This is a genomic window from Pantoea sp. VS1, from assembly GCF_002207995.1.
In the GTDB taxonomy this organism is placed as follows: Bacteria; Pseudomonadota; Gammaproteobacteria; order Enterobacterales; family Enterobacteriaceae; genus Pantoea; species Pantoea dispersa.
Window position 1 is genome coordinate 1 of sequence record NZ_NHZE01000027.1, and the last position, 16,858, is coordinate 16,858.

The 16,858-nt window shown below is 57.6% G+C and carries 13 protein-coding genes; 2 read left to right on the plus strand and 11 right to left on the minus strand.

Going from position 1 to position 16,858, the window contains the following annotated elements:
* Positions 1–274: 274 nt before the first annotated feature.
* Entirely contained in the window at positions 275–1,576 is a 1,302-nt protein-coding gene (locus CBW22_RS12340) for an MFS family transporter (RefSeq protein WP_088516799.1), read from the plus strand.
* Here the strand turns inward: CBW22_RS12340 and CBW22_RS12345 are convergent, their stop codons facing one another.
* The 5 genes from CBW22_RS12345 to trxC form a co-directional block, all read right to left on the minus strand.
* Positions 1,577–1,897: a YfiM family lipoprotein gene (locus CBW22_RS12345; protein ID WP_088516800.1), complete on the minus strand. Its 321-nt coding sequence runs from the start codon at positions 1,895–1,897 to the stop codon at positions 1,577–1,579.
* Positions 1,898–1,900: 3 nt separating this feature from the next.
* Positions 1,901–3,259 (minus strand): CDP-diacylglycerol--serine O-phosphatidyltransferase, encoded by a 1,359-nt coding sequence (pssA, locus tag CBW22_RS12350; RefSeq protein ID WP_176428114.1) that lies wholly within the window; start codon positions 3,257–3,259, stop codon positions 1,901–1,903.
* Between the two features lie 83 nt (positions 3,260–3,342).
* Positions 3,343–6,030, minus strand: a complete 2,688-nt coding sequence (locus CBW22_RS12355) for a bifunctional acetate--CoA ligase family protein/GNAT family N-acetyltransferase (protein WP_088516801.1) — start codon at positions 6,028–6,030, stop codon at positions 3,343–3,345.
* Between the two features lie 86 nt (positions 6,031–6,116).
* Complete coding sequence (locus CBW22_RS12360) at positions 6,117–6,809, minus strand: tRNA-uridine aminocarboxypropyltransferase (protein WP_088516802.1); 693 nt, start codon at positions 6,807–6,809, stop codon at positions 6,117–6,119.
* A 76-nt stretch (positions 6,810–6,885) separates the two neighbouring features.
* Positions 6,886–7,305, minus strand: coding sequence for a thioredoxin TrxC (trxC, locus tag CBW22_RS12365; protein ID WP_021313847.1), 420 nt, complete (start codon positions 7,303–7,305; stop codon positions 6,886–6,888).
* Positions 7,306–7,461: 156 nt separating this feature from the next.
* On the opposite strand from trxC, the gene CBW22_RS12370 reads away from it, so the two are divergent.
* Positions 7,462–8,604: a tRNA/rRNA methyltransferase gene (locus tag CBW22_RS12370; RefSeq protein ID WP_088516805.1), complete on the plus strand. Its 1,143-nt coding sequence runs from the start codon at positions 7,462–7,464 to the stop codon at positions 8,602–8,604.
* Positions 8,605–8,646: 42 nt separating this feature from the next.
* Here the strand turns inward: CBW22_RS12370 and emrB are convergent, their stop codons facing one another.
* The 6 genes from emrB to proV form a co-directional block, all read right to left on the minus strand.
* Positions 8,647–10,182 carry a multidrug efflux MFS transporter permease subunit EmrB gene (gene emrB, locus CBW22_RS12375; RefSeq protein ID WP_021506464.1) on the minus strand — a complete coding sequence of 512 codons (1,536 nt, stop codon included), beginning with the start codon at positions 10,180–10,182 and terminating at the stop codon, positions 8,647–8,649.
* 17 nt (positions 10,183–10,199) lie between these two features.
* Positions 10,200–11,372, minus strand: a complete 1,173-nt coding sequence (emrA, locus tag CBW22_RS12380; protein ID WP_058770894.1) for a multidrug efflux MFS transporter periplasmic adaptor subunit EmrA — start codon at positions 11,370–11,372, stop codon at positions 10,200–10,202.
* A 149-nt stretch (positions 11,373–11,521) separates the two neighbouring features.
* Entirely contained in the window at positions 11,522–12,052 is a 531-nt protein-coding gene (gene mprA, locus CBW22_RS12385) for a transcriptional repressor MprA (RefSeq protein WP_021506466.1), read from the minus strand.
* A 713-nt stretch (positions 12,053–12,765) separates the two neighbouring features.
* Positions 12,766–13,761, minus strand: coding sequence for a glycine betaine/L-proline ABC transporter substrate-binding protein ProX (gene proX, locus CBW22_RS12390; protein ID WP_088516803.1), 996 nt, complete (start codon positions 13,759–13,761; stop codon positions 12,766–12,768).
* A gap of 63 nt (positions 13,762–13,824) precedes the next feature.
* The gene (gene proW, locus CBW22_RS12395; RefSeq protein ID WP_088516804.1) at positions 13,825–15,015 is read right to left on the minus strand and encodes a glycine betaine/L-proline ABC transporter permease ProW; all 1,191 of its coding nucleotides are present in this window, start codon (positions 15,013–15,015) and stop codon (positions 13,825–13,827) included.
* Positions 15,012–16,208, minus strand: a complete 1,197-nt coding sequence (gene proV / locus CBW22_RS12400) for a glycine betaine/L-proline ABC transporter ATP-binding protein ProV (RefSeq protein WP_021506469.1) — start codon at positions 16,206–16,208, stop codon at positions 15,012–15,014. The genes proW and proV overlap by 4 nt, the downstream gene beginning before the upstream one ends.
* Between the last annotated feature and the right edge of the window lie 650 nt (positions 16,209–16,858).

Genomic DNA, 16,858 nt, shown 5'->3' on the forward strand with positions numbered 1-16,858 from the left:
GAAACGCCGTAGCGCCGATGGTAGTGTGGGGCCTCCCCATGCGAGAGTAGGGAACTGCCAGGCATCAAACCAGTAAAGAAGCCCCGGACGAGAGTCCGGGGCTTTTTTACGTCTGGCGATCGCTAAATCCACTTAACCCCTTGCAAAATCTCTCCCTAAAACTCCAGCTCTGTCACATTTTGTCATCCTGAACGGGCTCTGATTCCCCCGCGCTGCTCTCAGATGCTTTACTCATTGCTTTAGCGATGTTCTTCGCAAGGAAATGAGGTAAAAGATGACCGACTTACAACAAAACTCGGCCCAGCCGGAAGCGGCAGCCGTCAGTAAACAACGCATCTGGGCCATTGTCGGCGCGTCGTCCGGCAATCTGGTCGAATGGTTTGATTTCTACGTCTACTCGTTCTTTTCGCTCTATTTTGCCCATGTATTTTTCCCGGCCGGCGACACCACTACCCAGCTGCTGCAAACGGCCGGCGTGTTTGCGGCGGGTTTCTTAATGCGTCCCATCGGTGGCTGGCTATTCGGCTACATCGCGGACCGTCACGGCCGAAAAAGTTCGATGCTGATCTCGGTATGCATGATGTGTTTTGGTTCGCTGGTCATCGCCTGTTTACCCGGCTATGGCGAAATCGGCATTGCGGCACCGGTGATTTTGCTGCTGGCGCGCATGTTTCAGGGCTTATCGGTGGGCGGTGAATATGGTACCAGCGCTACCTACATGAGTGAGGTGGCACTGGAAGGGCGCAAAGGCTTCTACGCGTCGTTCCAGTACGTCACCCTGATTGGCGGTCAGCTGTTAGCCGTGCTGACGGTCGTGGTACTGCAACAAATTCTCAGTGATGAAGCGCTGCGCAGCTGGGGCTGGCGTATCCCGTTCTTTCTTGGCGCGGTTCTGGCAGTGGTCGCTCTGTGGTTGCGTCGCTCACTGAATGAAACCTCCGAGAAAAAGCACCGGGAACATCGCGATGCCGGCAGCATCCTTGGCCTGCTGCGTAACCATTCGCGCGCCTTCCTGATGGTGCTTGGCTTTACCGCCGGCGGATCGCTGAGCTTCTATACCTTTACAACCTACATGCAGAAATATCTGGTGAACACGGCGGGTATGGATGCGCGCAGCGCCAGTGCGTTGATGACCGGCGCGCTGCTGGTATTCATGCTGATTCAGCCGATTGTGGGCGCGCTATCAGATAAGATTGGCCGGCGGGCATCAATGATGATCTTCGGCGCTGGCGCGGCTATCTGTACCGTACCGATTTTGATGTTGCTGCAGAATGTGCAAAGTAGCGGGCTGGCGTTCGTGCTGGTGATGCTGGCACTGATTATTACCAGTTTCTACACCGCCATCAGCGGCATCCTTAAAGCGGAGATGTTCCCGCCGGAAGTGCGGGCGCTCGGCGTGGGGCTTTCCTATGCGGTAGCTAACGCTATCTTTGGTGGTTCGGCCGAATACGTGGCGCTGTTGCTGAAGAAGCACGGCATCGAAACCACCTTCTTCTGGTATGTCTCGGCAATGGGCGCGCTGGCATTTCTGATATCACTGATGCTGCACCGCAAAGGCAAGGGGATTGCACTGTGATTACTGGCTCAGGTTCCACAGGGCAATGCCGCTGGCCGCGCCGGCGACATCCCAGCTAAGATCTTTCCAGCTCCAGCCGCTCCCGGCAGGGCGGCTGTCCCAGGCTTCTTTGGCTACGCCGAAGCTCAGCGAAAAGAGCAGGCCGAAGCGCAGATTTTGCCCGCGGCTCTGATGTTGATGCTGAGAGATCTCACTGCCGGCGGCAGCCAGGGCGGCAGAGGAGAAAAAGTGTTGCGCCTTATCCTGGCCGGTCCAGTTGTCCTGCGCCACATGCGCACATCCGCTACACAGTAATACCGCACAGAGGATGAGCGCACGCATCGGCTACAGCAGACGGCTAATAAGGCGGTCGATACGGATGCGACGCAGACGGCGAATCAGCTTACGCACCTTTGCCGGATAATCAGAGATGCTCTCCAGCTCGCGGAAATGTTTCACCACCGTGGTGTGCTGACGGATCAGCGCCAGTTCCTTATCGCGCTGCTCTGCCAGCTGGTTGAGCGGATCGTGAATCAGCACCGCATTTTCCAGATCGAGTCGCCAGGCGCGCGGATTGAGGTTATTACCGGTGATCATCATCCATTCGTCATCAACCCAGATGCCTTTCAGGTGATAACTGTTGTCGCCATCTTTCCACAAACGCACCGTCAGCTGGCCGTTGTTGACGTAATACTGCAACCGGCTGAGGAAGCGACGCAGGTTGATTTCATACAGATAGGGCAGCGCACCGATAATCTTGAACGGCTCGTGTGGCGGAATGTAGAAATCGTTGGCGGTTTTATCGCCGACGATGATCTCGACCTCTTTGCCCTGACGCAGCAGCTGGATCAGATTGCGCACCAGAATGGCCGGCAGGTTAAAGTACGGCGTGCACAGCGTGAGCTTACGCTCGGCGCAGGGCATTAAATGGAAGATGGTTTTGTTCAGCAGGCTACGTTTACCCAGCCCGACCAGCGGCGTGACGGCCAGTGATTCGTTGCCGGCATCACCGGTAAACTGATAATTGAAGCTGCGCAGCTCCTGGCGAAACTGGCGGGTTTCATTCTTGATTTCCGGGCTGGAGGGACGTTCGGCCTGGTCGAGACGGTTAACGGCCTCAGAATGTTTGAGATTCTCACCAATCCACTGAAACATGGTGTCCGCCAGTTGTGGATTTCGGATCAGCTGATAACGGTCATAACGGTATTTATCATGCTGATGCAGATAAACATCGTTCAGGCTGGCACCGCTGTAGAGCAGGGTATCGTCAATGATAAAGCCTTTCAGATGCAGCACACCCAGCGCTTCCCGGGTGTTCACCGGAATGCCATACACCGGAATCGCGATATCGGGATGCTGCGCCGCCATTTCGCAATACCAGTCGGCGTTCGTCAGGCCGCGCGCGGCACCGATACGGCCGCGCTGCGCACGATGCCAGTCCACCAGAATGCTGACATCCAGTTCCGGGCGCGCCTGACGCGCTGCATACAGCGCCTGCATGATGCTGCGCCCGCCGTCATCATTTTCCAGATACAGCGCGGCGATGCAGATGCGTTTTTCTGCCGTGGCGATTTTCGTCAGCAGGGTTTCACGAAACTCGGCGGGCGAGTAAAGCGTGGTCACATCCGACACGGACTGTGACAGTTTAGGCAGCTGTGCGAGGTGTTGTTGGTGTTTATTGCGTTTGAATTTAGACAACATCACAGTGCACTTCTTCTCTGTTCATTGTATGGCCTTTTGCCATCAAATCATGATCCTAACGGTAAATAATAACATCAACCGGCCGGTTAAGGAGGATTTTTACCTTTCTCTACAGCCAGGTCGCCGGTGTCAGCCAGCGGTAAATTCAGGCTGACAATGCCATCATCCAGTTGAATATTCACACGAAAATTGAGTTTTCGCGCCAGGGTAATCATGCCGGTATTGTGCGGCATGGTGATACCGTTCAATTGTTGCAGGCCGTGATCGCGCGTATAGCGGATCATCTTTTCCAGCAGCCGCCGGCCCATGCCCAAACCCTTCAGGTCGGAACGCACCAATACCGAAAATTCTGCGTCGATATTGTCAGCATCGGAGATCGCGCGCGTCACGCCGATAATCTCATCAGCACCGTTATGCTGGCGTACTGCGACAATCGCCATCTCCCGGTCGTAATCGATCTGCGTCATGTTCGCCAAATCGTCGTGGGTAAACTCATTGATCTCACTGAAGTAGCGATAGTAAAGGTCTTCTTTGGTGACCTGTGCGATGAAGGCACGTAGCTGCGGTTCATCCTCCGGCAGAATCGGGCGAAACAGGCAGTGCTGGCCATCTTTAAGCTGCACCTGCTCTTCCAGATGGTGCGGATAGGGACGAATCGCCAGCCGCGCCTCACTGTCGCCATGAAATGGAGCCAGCTGCAGCGTCACGTCCAGCAGGGTAAAGGTATTAGCGGATGCCAGCAGCGGGTGAATATCCAGCCGCTGAATCTCCGGACAGTCGACCACCAGGTTTGATACCTGCACCAGCAGCTGACTGAGGCCGGTGATGTCCAGTGGTCGCAGTGCACTGCGGCTGCGCACTTTGCCGCTCTTCAGTGCCTGAATTACCAGATAGCGCGCCAGCGTCATATTCAGCGGCGGCAACGCCACGGCGGCCTGCTTGTCCGGCTGCCACTCCACACCGCCTTCGCCCAGCATGATGATCGGGCCAAACAGCGGGTCATGCTCAACCACCACCCGCAACTCCTGTGCACCGGCGCGGTTCGCCATACTTTGCACCAGCAGGCCGTCAATGCGCGCCTGCGGATGCGTTTCACGCACGCGATCGAAGATGGCGTCTGCTGCCTGTTCAACTTCTGCCGCGCTGCGCAGATAGAGCATCACGCCCTGTACATCCGACTTATGCGCAATATCCGGCGAGCGCAGCTTGAGCGCCACCGGATAACCAATCTGGTCGGCAATCTTAGCGGCAGACTGGCTGTCGCTGGCGATCCACGTTGGCAGTGTTGCCAGCCCGTAAGCCTGTAGTATGGGCTGCACCTCGTGCGTATCCAGCGTGGTAATGCCGCTATCCAGTGCCTGTTGCAGCAGCTGATGTGCCTCGGCGCTGTTTTGCGTCAGGCCCAGCGGCAGCGCTGGCGTTTCGCGTAGCTGTTTCTGGTTACGCCGATACTCAACCTGGTGCATGAATGCCGTCACCGTGCCTTCTGGCGTGCGCCAGGTCGGAATGCCGGCCTGGGTGAATGCGCGGCGGGCTTCCTGCGAAGAGTGTTCCCCGCACCAGTTGGTCAGCAGCGTCACCTGCTTACCCCGCGGATGCGCGGCCACCGCCGCAATAATCTGCGCGGCGGTTTCACTGGCAGGAGAGACGGCGCTGGGTGAATGGATGATCATCAGTGCATCCAGTTCATGGCTGTCGAGCAGCTGTGTTACGCAGGCCACGTACAGCGCGGGCGTCGCATGATCTTTCAAATCCAGCGGATTACCGCGCCCGATGCCCTCCGGCAGCAGGGCCGCCAGCGCCTGCAGCGTGGGCTCATCCAGCGTCGCCAGCTTGCCGTTACGCGCATAGAGTTCATCCAGCGCCAGCGCTGCCGGAGCGGCGCCGTTGCTGATAATCATCAGGCGCTCACCGCGCAGCGGACGCATGTGGCTGAGCGACTCCACGGCGGAAAACAGCTCATGCGTGTCCTGCACGCGCAGCAGACCGGCGCGCTGAATGGCGGCATCCCAGGCGGCATCCAGCCCGCTGGCGGTGCCGATCATCGCCTGTGCCTGATGGCTGCGACCGCTTTTGATCACCAGAATGGGTTTATTACGCGCTGCGCTACGCGAGGCAGAAACGAAGCGCCGGGCGTCGCTCAGGTGTTCCAGGTAGAGCAAAATGGCGCTGGTTTTGCCATCGCGTGCAAGAAAATCCAGCAGGTCGTCGACATCAATATCCAGGCTGTCGCCCAGGGCGATAAACCACGAAAAGCCCAGGTTGCGCTGTTGCGCCCAGTCGAGAATGGTGTTGGAAACCGCCGCCGATTGCGAAATAAAGGCGATGCGTCCTTTCGCAATCGGTACCGGTGAGAAGCTGGCATTCAGCCCCTGCCAGGGGGCTAACAGGCCCAGACTGTTGGGGCCCAGCAGGCGCATCTGCCACTGGCTGGCACAGGCTTTCAGCGCCTCCAGCTGGCTGGCCGGGGCGGAGAGAATAATACAGGCTTTACAGCCTTTTTCTCCCAGCTGCTGTAACAGTTCCAGGTTGCGTCTGGCGTGGGTGCAGATAATCGCCAGGTCGGGGGCGAAAGGCAGGCTGGCCACGTCCGGCCAGGCCAGCACACCGCTGACCGCCTTGTATTTGGGCGTGACCGGCAACACCGGACCGCCAAAGCCGCCCGCCAGCAGGTTGCGCATCATCAGATAGCCAGCGCGGCCCGGTTTTACCGACGCACCCAGCACCGCAATTGATTTCGGTCGTAACAGCGCTTCCAGTCCACGTTGGCTCATCATTCGCTCCTGCTCTCGGGATTGGCATGATTGTAAACGCTTTTGCGCCGGTTGCCGATTTGTCGATGTCAGGCTGCGAGCCAGCTTCAGAAATTATCTGCTTGCGCGTGTATCGGATGGTGGGGTTTACCGGCCAGATAGGCCTGACGGAAGCGTTCAAAGTGTTGCTGCAGCGCCTGCGCCGCCGGGACATCACCTGCCTGTTCCAGCAGTGCGGCGGCCACTTCGGCGGTGCAGTGCTGGCCCGGCGCATGGGCTTCGCGCAGCGTGTAGCGCGACGGTGTCGCCACATCCAGTGACATCACCGGAAAGCTATCCAGCCACGGACTTTTGCGGAACATTTTGCGCGCTTCGGTCCAGGTGCCGTCGAGCATAATAAACAGCGGTGGCTTGCCGCCGGTGGGCGGCGTGGTCAGCACCTGGCGATCGGCATCGGCGTAGGCACCGGGAAACACCACCATCGGCTGATAATCGGCCGTTTGCACCGCCGCCAGCAGCGCGGCGTCGGGCTCGGTGCGCGACCAGCCAAAGGCCTGGGTTTCCGGCAGAATGTCGGCAATCAGCCGGCCGGTATTACTGGGTTTCATTGGTTCAGTATCAAACATCACCAGGCAAAACCGGCTGCGCGCCTGTTGCGGCTGCAGGGTCGCGCACAGACAGTTTTTATGCGGCAGCAGGCAGCGCTGACAGCGCAGTACGCGGTTGCCTCGGGCAAGAAACGGGCGCGTGGCACGCGCTAAACGCTGCGCACGCAGGCGCAGGACGGCATTATCAGACATAGCATCGCGGACAGGGAAAAACGCCAGTGTAATAGAAGGGCAAAAACAAGGCCAGCGCGTGGCTGGCCCTGGGGGATTAGAGTGATTCGTCGAGCCATTCGTTGAATGGCGCTTTCGGCATCGCACCGTTCAGCATGTCCACCATCTCACCGTTTTTGAACAGCATAATGGTTGGGATGCTGCGGATGCGAAAACGCGTGCTCAGCGCAGGTTCCGCCTCAGTGTTCACTTTCACGAAGCGCACTTTGCCGCGCCGCTCGTCGGCGACGTCTTTAAACACCGGCGCGAAGTTCACGCACGGGCCGCACCATGGCGCCCAGAAGTCGACCACGACCGGCAGATCGTCCTGCAGGTATTTATCCAGCGTGGCCGCCGTGGCATTCACCACTTCACCGCTAAACAGCGCATCGCCGCAGCGACCGCATTTGGCTCCGTCGGCCAGACGTTCCTCGGGAACGCGGTTAGTTGCCTGACAGGAGGCACATACAGTATTCATCGTCACCTCAAACCGGACCTGTAAATCTTAGGATTGGTGAACATTATGAAAAGGTTGAATGCTATGCTCAATCTGGATTAAGCAATAGGTTCAATAGTTGATAGCTAAGCGCCGACACATCAGGTAATCTTCGCGCTCTCAATGCTGGAGGAACAGATGAACGACGAATTTAAAGGCAAAAGCGGCAAGGTAAAAGTGATGTACGTACGTGATGAGGAGGGCGGTCAGAAGCCAAATCCCCGTACCGGCAAAGGCGGCCGTCCTGCTGCGCGCCAGGAAGAGAATCGTCGCTCTGGTCCTCGCAGCACCCGTAATAATGAAGAGAGCGGTCGTCCGCGCACCGCCCGTGGCGATGATGCCGGGCGTTCGCGTGGTCCACGTGACGATGCTGGCCGTTCGCGTGGTCCACGTGACGATAGCGCGCGCGGTCGCCGCAGCGATCGGGACGATCGCGGCTTCAGTGATTCACCGTGGCGCACCGTGTCACGTCCGCCTGTCGCCGCTGAAGCGGATATGGGTGACGAAGCGGCCAGCAGCAAGCCGGTTATCGACCCGGAACTGATTCGCCGTCAGCGTCAGGAAGAGACGCGCGTGTACGGCGAAAACGCCTGCCAGGCGCTGTTCCAGAGCCGTCCCGAAAGCATCGTCCGTGCGTGGTTTGTGCAAAGCGTCACGCCGCGCTTCCGCGAAACCCTGCGCTGGCTGGCGGCAAACCGCAAAGCCTATCACGTCGTGGACGACGCCGAGCTGGCGAAAGCGTCCGGGACTGAACACCACGGCGGCGTGTGCTTCATTATTAAGAAGCGCACGGGCATGCCGGTGGCGGAATGGCTGCAGCAGGCGCAGAGCAAAGACTGCGTACTGGCGCTGGAAGATGTCAGCAACCCGCACAACCTTGGCGGTATCATGCGCAGCTGCGCGCACTTTGGCGTCAAAGGTTTGCTGGTTAATGATGCCTCGCTGCTGGAGTCGGGTGCCGCAGTCCGCACGGCTGAAGGTGGTGCAGAGCACGTTCAGGCGATCAGCGGCGAAAGCTTTGCTGCGGGTCTGGAAGCGTTCCGCAAAGCCGGTTACACCATTGTGACCACATCCAGCCACGCCGGTACGCCACTGGCGCAGGCGGCGCTGCCAGCCAAAATGGTACTGGTGCTGGGTCAGGAGCGTGAAGGTCTGTCAGACAGCGCATTCCAGCAGGGCGATATCAGCCTGTCGATTGGCGGTACCGGCAACGTTGAAAGCCTCAACGTCTCGGTCGCGACCGGTATCCTGCTCGCCGAATGGTGGCGTCAGAACGCATAAATAAAAAAACGGGCCGCTTTGGCCCGTTTTTGTTTCTGTCACTCAGTGCGCGCCACCGCCGCCACCGCCTGCGCCAAACGGCGGACGGGCAAACCACACCAGAACCAGCAGGACCAAAAACACCCCCGCCGATGCCCAGAAGATCTCGTTAGCCGAGATAATCAGGCCCTGATTAGTAATTTGCTGGGCGATATAAGCCGACGCCTGCTGCTGCGTCATGCCCATGCTTTGCAGCTGGTCATACATTTGCTGCGAATTCGGATTGAATGGATTAACCGATTCCGACAGGTAGCTGTGGTGCATCGATTCGCGGTCTGTCCACATGGTGGTGGTGATCGACGTTCCGATTGAACCCGCCAGCGTACGCACAAAGTTCGACAGGCTGGAGGCCGCCGCCATACGCTCTGGCGGCAAGCCGGACAGCGTAATGGTGGTCAGCGGCATAAAGAAGCAGGCCACCGCGAACCCCTGGATAAACTGCGGCCACGCGGAGGCACCGAAATCCATCCCCGGCTCAAACGTATACGCACGCCAGTAGAAGCACACCGCGTACATGATAAAACTAAAGGTCACCAGCCGCCGCATGTCCAGCTTATGGGCGAAGCGGCCAATGATCGGCGACAGAATCACCGGAATGATCCCCACCGGCGCCGATGCCAGCCCTGCCCAGGTGGCGGTATAGCCGTATACCTCCTGAAGCAGCTGCGGCAGCAGGACGATCGAGCCGAAGTACAGCATGTAAGCCAGACTAATCGACAGACAGCCGATGGTGAAATTTCGCTTCTTAAATAGCGACAAATCGACAATCGGGTGATCGTCGGTCAGCTCCCACACCAGCAGCACGGCCAGCGACACCACCGCGACCACCGTCAGCACGATGATTTCGGTTGAGCCAAACCAGTCGAGTTCTTTACCGCGGTCAAGCATCACCTGCAGAGAACCAATCCCCACCACCAGCAGCACCAGACCGACCATATCGATCGGGCGGATCTCAGTTTTGGTTTCGCGCCCGCGCAGGGTTTGCAGCGTGAGCATCACCACCACCACGCCAATCGGCACGTTGATGAAGAAGATCCAGCCCCAGTGATAGTTATCGCTGATCCAGCCGCCGAGAATCGGACCGCAGATCGGCGCAACGATCACCGTCATCGCCCACAGCGACAGCGCCACGCTGCGCTTGGCCGGCGGGTAGTTGTTCAGCAGCAAACTTTGCGACAGCGGAATCAGCGGACCGGCCACTACGCCCTGAATCACGCGGAAGAAGATCAGCATCTCCAGGCTTTCGGACATGCCGCACGCCCAGGAGGCCAGCGCGAACAGAATGGTCGACCAGGTGAACAGCTTTACTTCACCGACGCGCTTTGCCAGCCAGCCGGTGATCGGGATCGAGATGGCATTCGCCACCCCGAACGAGGTGATCACCCAGGTGCCCTGCGAGTTGGACGCCCCGAGGTTACCGGCGATGGTTGGGATCGCCACGTTAGCGATGGTGGAGTCAAGTACCTGCATGAACGTCGCCAGCGACAGGGCGATGGTCATCAGAACTAACGGCGCACCTTCAAGCGGCTTTTGTGCCATAACAGCCTCCCGCGAGGTTATTGCGCGTTGGCACGGACAATGTCAGCGATCAGCTGGTTAACCGGCGCAAGGTCGATTGCCAGCGCGTTACTTTCATACGCGGCCTGGGTGCGGACATTGCTGGCCAGCGCGGCGCCATCTTTGTTCTGGGTATCTACTTTCACCAGCGTGGAGAGGCCGATACGCAGCGGATGTTGCGCCACTTGCTGCGGATCGAGTTCGATACGCACCGGCAGGCGCTGTACCACTTTGATCCAGTTACCGGTGGCGTTCTGCGCTGGCAGCAGCGAGAAGGCGCTACCGGTGCCCATATCCAGACCAACCACTTTGCCGTGATACTCCACATCATCGCCGTAGATATCACTAATGACCGTGGCGGGCTGACCGATGCGCACGCCTGCCAGCTGCGTCTCTTTAAAGTTGGCGTCAACCCACAGGTTGGTGGCCGGCACCACCGCCAGCAGCGGTGTGCTGGTGGAGATCTGTGAACCGACCTGCACGCTGCGACGCGAGACATAGCCGTCCATCGGACTGCGGATGTCGGTGCGCTGCAGCGCCAGCCAGGCATCGCGCAGCTCAGCGGCGCTCTGTTTTACCGCCGGCTGGTTTTCGAGGTCGGTATTCAGGATCATCGCCTGGTTCGCGTTGTACTGCTGAATCGCCACGTCCAGCTGGGCTTTCGCCGTGGCCACGGCATCACGCGCGTGCTGCAGCTCTTCGCGACCAATCAGATTGGCGGCACCGAGCGGCTCACGACGTTTCAGGTCGGATTCGGCCTGATCCAGCGCGGTCTGTTGCAGCTTGATGGTGGCCTGATACTGTTTGCCGTTGATCATCAGCTGGTGCGTCTGGCGCACGCTGGTGGCCAGCGCGGTCTGCGCTTTCTCGAATGCCTGCTGCGCATCGGTTTTATCCAGCGACACCAGAATGTCGCCCTTTTTCACCCGATCCGTATCCTCGAACCACACTTTATTTACGCTGCCGGAAACCTGGGCCATTACCTGCACCTGGTTGCCTGCCACGTAGGCGTCATCGGTTTCCTGGAAGTGGCGCAGCACCAGATACCAGTAAGCCAGATAACCCACACCAATCACGATAAACACGATAGCCAGCAGGATCAGCGCACCTTTGCGCTTCTTCTTTTTGTTCGCGGGCTGTTGCGGGCTTTGAGCTTCCGCTGTCGCACTCATGTCGTTCTCCACGTTTGCCATTTAGTCGGGATGTGTTGATCCATCAACACGGTCGCCCGAGTCGAAAAAGCCAGCGTTTGCAACGCTGGCCGGATAAAAGGGGATTAAAATAGCGATTTCGGTGGGTGATTGTGTCGCAGTTCTTGCTATTAACGCGACAGGGAAGCGATAACCTGATCTTCGTCCATTTTATCGAGACGGTTAAGCAACTTACGCGTGATGGCTTCCAGCTGCTCCTGCTCGGTATCGGTCAGCGAAGACCACAGATACTGCAGGCTCTGATGCTGGGGTGGCAGCAGCTGACGTAAGAATTCGTTACCTTTTTCCGTCAGGTGCAGGTGCAGACAACGGCGATCGTTGTCGCTCTCACGACGCTCGATCCAGCCGCGCTTTTCCAGTTCATCAGCGATGCGCGTCGCGTTGGTGCGGGAAGAACCCAGCGCCGAGCTCAGCTCAGAAGGCTGAATGCTCTGGTTTTCCTGCGCGTCCAGCGTAATCAGCGCCATGAATAAAGTTTCGTTAATTCCCTGCGCCTTCAACATTTTGTTGCGATTATCCAGCAGCTTACCCTGCATGTGCATGCACAGACGGGTCAGGATGATCTCCTGCAGCGGAAAATCTTTGTGGCGATTAGCACGGATGTTTAGCATCTGCTCAATGGGAGTAAACGAGCTTTCCATTAAAAACCTCTTAGTTGCAACAAATATAATAATGAGGGTGACAGATTAAGCGTAGTCATATTTTCCGCCTGTGATTGTTTGCACCGTCACACTGTCAGCACCTGGCGTTCCAGGTCGGTCCATAACCCTGGGCTCTGCGCCCTGACCAGCCGCTTTGCAGACAAAGCCGCCATCGTCATCAATTCGCTAAGCGAAACCTTCAGTGGATTGAATAATTTCGCGAGTAAAAATAACTTAGGTGAATAACTGTGAGGCTAACCATAACAAAGCCAATCATTAATGAACAGTATCGCTCACCACTTTGCATTGATCTTTACGTTTTCTAAACACTTTTCCCGGCCGGCTTTGCCGGAGTAAATCAATGGGTTAATCGACAGGGCACCGGTTAGTCCGGGTAACGCGCCAGCATCAGCGGCGTGATGAATTCCGTTCGTCATCTGCGGTATAACCGGCATGTGGCAGGGTGAATGCCATCGATAACGCAGACTCATCCTGGCGCGACGGACCCGATGCGGGCGGCGGAAAGGAGACATAGCTGGTGGGAAAAGCGGGTAAATAATCATATGTGGGTAATAGTAACCCAAAAAATTATTTCAATGTTGTGTTAATTAACAGGACGTACCAGTGCGCTATAGCGCACGCTTCGCTTACTGACGGGGCGGGAGGGCGGAAAATGGCGGCACCACGTGGCTGAGACGGGGTGCCGCGCGGGCTTATTTCGCCGCCGCCATGGCGTCGCTGACCCATTTATCAAATTCCGCCTGATGAGCTTTGATCCAGCCGTCAACGTGGCCGTTGATGTCCGCTTCTGAGGCGTGACCGGCATGCATCGCGGCGTTCTCGGCATTGATGTCGCCAATCGGCAGCTTCATTTCAGCAAACAGTTTTGCCGCCGCCGGATTCTTCTCCGCCCAGGCTTTGTTGGCCACGATATGCATGGTGTTCACCGGGAAGCCATAGTTGGCGCCGTTGGCCAGTCTGGTATCCACTTTGCTCTGCGCGCCTGGCAGTGAGGAGAACGGCACCTGCAGCCAAACCACATCTTTACCCGGCTTTAGTACGTCGCTGACCCAGTATGGCGTCCAGGTGTAATAGAGAATCGGTTTACCCTGTTTGAAGCGCGTAATGGTGTCGGCAATCATCGCCGAATAGTTACCCTGGTTGTGTACCACGGTATCGCTCAGTTTGTAGGCCTCGATCTGATGGTTAATCACCGCCTCACAGCCCCAGCCAGGCGTACAGCCGGTCAGGTCTGCTTTGCCATCGCCATTGGTATCAAACAGTTTGGCCAGCTTTGGATCCTTCAACTGCTCAATGTTGGTGATGTGGTACTGGTCGGCGGTTTTCTTGTCGATCAGGTAACCCTGCGCGGCACCGCTGACGTAGATACCCTGGCGATAAAATTTATTATCACCGCCGGCGGCTTTATACATGTCGTCATGCAGCGGTTGCCAGTTGGTGGCGATAAACGTGGCATCACCGCCGGCAATGGTGGTGTAAGCCACGTTGTAATCCACTTCACTCGGCTTTTCAACGGCGTAGCCGAGCTTCTCCAGCGCGCGGCTCACCAGCAGCGTCTGGAAGGTCTCTTCGGAAATGGTACTCTGAGCCGGTTTAACGGTAATGCCTTTGCCCGGAAGGTCGGCGGCGGACACGTGCGTCGCGGCAACCGTGGTCAGGACGGCGGCGAATAGAGCTGTCTTGCGCATAGTCATTCCTTATTTTACGTGTGACGTCGGAGACGGGCGACCGCAGCGGGTCGCCCAAAGAAATCAGGCTTTTTTACTGAATGGACGCAGCAACAAACCCAGCGGGCCGCTGCTGTACCAGTGGCGGCTGCCACGGCTGCGGCTGTCGCGACCTACCGACTGCGTCAGGCGGTCAAGAATGATGGCGAGGATCACGATACCGACGCCGCCCACGCTGGCGAGACCCATATCGAGACGGCCAATACCGCGCAGCACCATCTGGCCCAGACCGCCAACGGCAATCATCGAGGCGATGACCACCATCGACAGCGCCAGCATCAGCGTCTGATTGACGCCAGCCATAATGGTCGGCATCGCCAGCGGCAGCTGGACCTTGAACAGCATCTGGCGCGGGCTGGCACCGAAAGATTCACTGGCTTCGATCAGGTCAGCCGGCACCTGCTTGATGCCGAGTATGGTGAGACGTACCACCGGCGGCAGGGCAAAGATAATCGTCACCACCACGCCCGGCACGTTGCCGATACCAAACAGCATGACGATGGGCACCAGATAGACGAACGCTGGCGTGGTTTGCATCGCATCCAGCAGGGGCCGCACGATGCGCGCCGCGCGCTCACTGCGCGCCAGCCAGATGCCAAGCGGCAGGCCAATCAGTACGCAGAACAGCAGGGCGGTGAGCACCAGCGCCAGCGTCACCATCGCCTGGGACCAGGCACCGATCATGCCAATCAGCACCAGCGATATCAGCGTGGCGAGGCCCATCGCCGGGCTGGCAATCTGCCAGGCAATCAGCGCAAACACGACAATCGCCACCGGTGCGGGCAGGCCCATCAGCAGTTGCTGGAAAGCGCTGAGGATATAATCCACCGGCACGCGAATGCCCTGAAACAGCGGACGGAAATGGGTAACCACCCAGTCGATGCCTTCGGTGACCCAGCGATCCAGCGGAATCAGCGTGGTGTGGAACGGATCCAGCAGGCTGAAGTGCTCCGGCGCCGCGGCCGGTGCGCTGCTCAGCCAGTCGCTGCTGCTGGCGGCGCTGCTGACGGCATCGTGTCCACCACTGCTGGCGGCATCCGATGTACTGCCGGCGGCGTTGCCCCAGGCATCGGCGGCGCTGGCGCTGCTGTCAGCCGGTGTGCTGCTGCCTGTCGTGGACCACGGATCGCTGCTGGCGGCGGCGGCGTTGCTGGTGGCGGTTGGTGCGCTGGTCTGGCTGGCGCTTTCCCATGGATTGGCGTTTTGTGCACTCATGGCTGGGCTCCTTCACGATCTAAAGCGCGTAACAGCGTGCTTTTGGAAATGATACCGACGTACTGCTGATCTTCGCCGATCACCGGCACCGCACAGGGTGCCTGCGCGACGTGAGAGAGCAAATCGTTGAGCGAGGTATCGGCAGGAACCGCCAGCGGTGCGTCGAGCAGCGCGTTATCCAGCCCTTCACCGGCGGCGAGTGCCGCTTTCAGCGAGTCAGTGGAGACGACGCCGATGAATTTCTGTTTCTCCAGCACATAGCCATATTCGCGGTCTTCATCCTGCAGCAGTTTGATTGCCGAACGCGGACCGAAACCGGCGGCCTTACGAATCAGCGCGCCGGCGCTGCGGCGGGCGATATCTTTGGCGCTGAAGACGTGACTGATATCCACGCCGCGGAAGAAGGTGCGCACATAATCGTTGGCCGGATTATTGAGGATTTCATCCGGCGTGCCGACCTGCACCACTTCGCCGCCCTGCATGATGGCGATGCGGTCGCCAATACGCATCGCTTCATCCAGATCGTGGGAAATAAAGACGATGGTGCGCTGATGTTTCGCCTGCAGTTTTACCAGTTCATCCTGCATTTCCGTGCGAATTAATGGATCAAGTGCGGAAAAGGCTTCGTCCATTAGCAATATATCCGGATTAATCGCCAGTGCGCGGGCTAATCCTACACGCTGCCGCATTCCGCCGGAGAGTTCATCGGGCCAGGCGTGAGCATAATTTTCCAGTCCGACCTGACGCAGCGCGTCGAGCGCTTTTTCCTGCCGCTCCTGCAGCGCCACGCCAGCTAATTCCATGCCGAACGCGGTATTATTTAGTACCGTCATGTGCGGCATCAGTGCGAATGACTGGAATACCATGCTGATTTTATTTCTGCGCACATCACGCAATTCTGCGTCGGATATTTTGGCAATATCGACGCCATCAATAATCACCTGGCCGCGTGTCGGCTCGATCAGACGATTGAGAAGGCGAACCATAGTGGACTTGCCGGAGCCGGACAGCCCCATGATGACAAAGATCTCGCCTTCTTCAATGGCCAGACTGGCATTTTTGACACCGAGTGAGAGGCCGGTTTTCGCCAGAATACTCTCTTTACTCTCGCCTTTTTCAATCAGCTTAAATGCCTTTTCGGGATGATCGCCAAATACCTTATATAAATTCTTTACTTCGAGTTTAATTGCCATGCAGTAATGAAATTCCTGGTTAAATGTCTGACTATTTCTTGTTGTACCCTGCGTAAATTTAAGCGCCTATACCGTAGCATAGTGAGATTATCTGACAACCCTTGACGGAAATATCTGGCGTGACACGTATGGCGCGACAGTGGCTAATTCCAGTGCCTGCAAGGGATGAGGCGGGATAAATTTTTTCTGAATTTTTTGTGAAATTAAACCGGTTTCGGCCAGAATTATTGCCGGAAGGCGGATAAATCACGCTTAGTCAGGCGAAATATCCCGGCGATGAATGGCGCTAAATAGGTAAAATAATCACGCGCGGAATTAACGTTATTTCGGGGGAACGGCGGGAATGCAGGAGAGGAAAATGAATGAGCAGAACGTGGTGGAATCGGCATGAAATTAACCTGGTCGGCATAAATGCCGACCCAGCGGATGTATCATCAATATTAGCGCTGGAGGCGCGTTCCGGTCGGCATGAATGCCGACCCTGTGGATGCATCAATATTACCGCTAGGGGGCGCGTTCCGGTCGGCATAAAGGTACGACCGGGCACATGGGTAACAGATCAGACCGGGCACACAGGTAACACTTTTTGTGGTCAGTCGATCCGGATAATACGCTTTTCTGCCCGGTCATAATACGCAAGGATGAGCCTG

What these genes read in the sequence shown, in the direction of transcription:
- CBW22_RS12340 (WP_088516799.1), top strand. Translation starts at nt 275, where the DNA reads ATGACCGACTTACAACAAAACTCGGCCCAGCCGGAAGCGGCAGCCGTC.
- CBW22_RS12345 (WP_088516800.1), bottom strand. Translation starts at nt 1,897, where the DNA reads ATGCGTGCGCTCATCCTCTGTGCGGTATTACTGTGTAGCGGATGTGCG.
- CBW22_RS12355 (WP_088516801.1), bottom strand. Translation starts at nt 6,030, where the DNA reads ATGAGCCAACGTGGACTGGAAGCGCTGTTACGACCGAAATCAATTGCG.
- CBW22_RS12360 (WP_088516802.1), bottom strand. Translation starts at nt 6,809, where the DNA reads ATGTCTGATAATGCCGTCCTGCGCCTGCGTGCGCAGCGTTTAGCGCGT.
- trxC (WP_021313847.1), bottom strand. Translation starts at nt 7,305, where the DNA reads ATGAATACTGTATGTGCCTCCTGTCAGGCAACTAACCGCGTTCCCGAG.
- CBW22_RS12370 (WP_088516805.1), top strand. Translation starts at nt 7,462, where the DNA reads ATGAACGACGAATTTAAAGGCAAAAGCGGCAAGGTAAAAGTGATGTAC.
- emrB (WP_021506464.1), bottom strand. Translation starts at nt 10,182, where the DNA reads ATGGCACAAAAGCCGCTTGAAGGTGCGCCGTTAGTTCTGATGACCATC.
- emrA (WP_058770894.1), bottom strand. Translation starts at nt 11,372, where the DNA reads ATGAGTGCGACAGCGGAAGCTCAAAGCCCGCAACAGCCCGCGAACAAA.
- mprA (WP_021506466.1), bottom strand. Translation starts at nt 12,052, where the DNA reads ATGGAAAGCTCGTTTACTCCCATTGAGCAGATGCTAAACATCCGTGCT.
- proX (WP_088516803.1), bottom strand. Translation starts at nt 13,761, where the DNA reads ATGCGCAAGACAGCTCTATTCGCCGCCGTCCTGACCACGGTTGCCGCG.
- proW (WP_088516804.1), bottom strand. Translation starts at nt 15,015, where the DNA reads ATGAGTGCACAAAACGCCAATCCATGGGAAAGCGCCAGCCAGACCAGC.
- proV (WP_021506469.1), bottom strand. Translation starts at nt 16,208, where the DNA reads ATGGCAATTAAACTCGAAGTAAAGAATTTATATAAGGTATTTGGCGAT.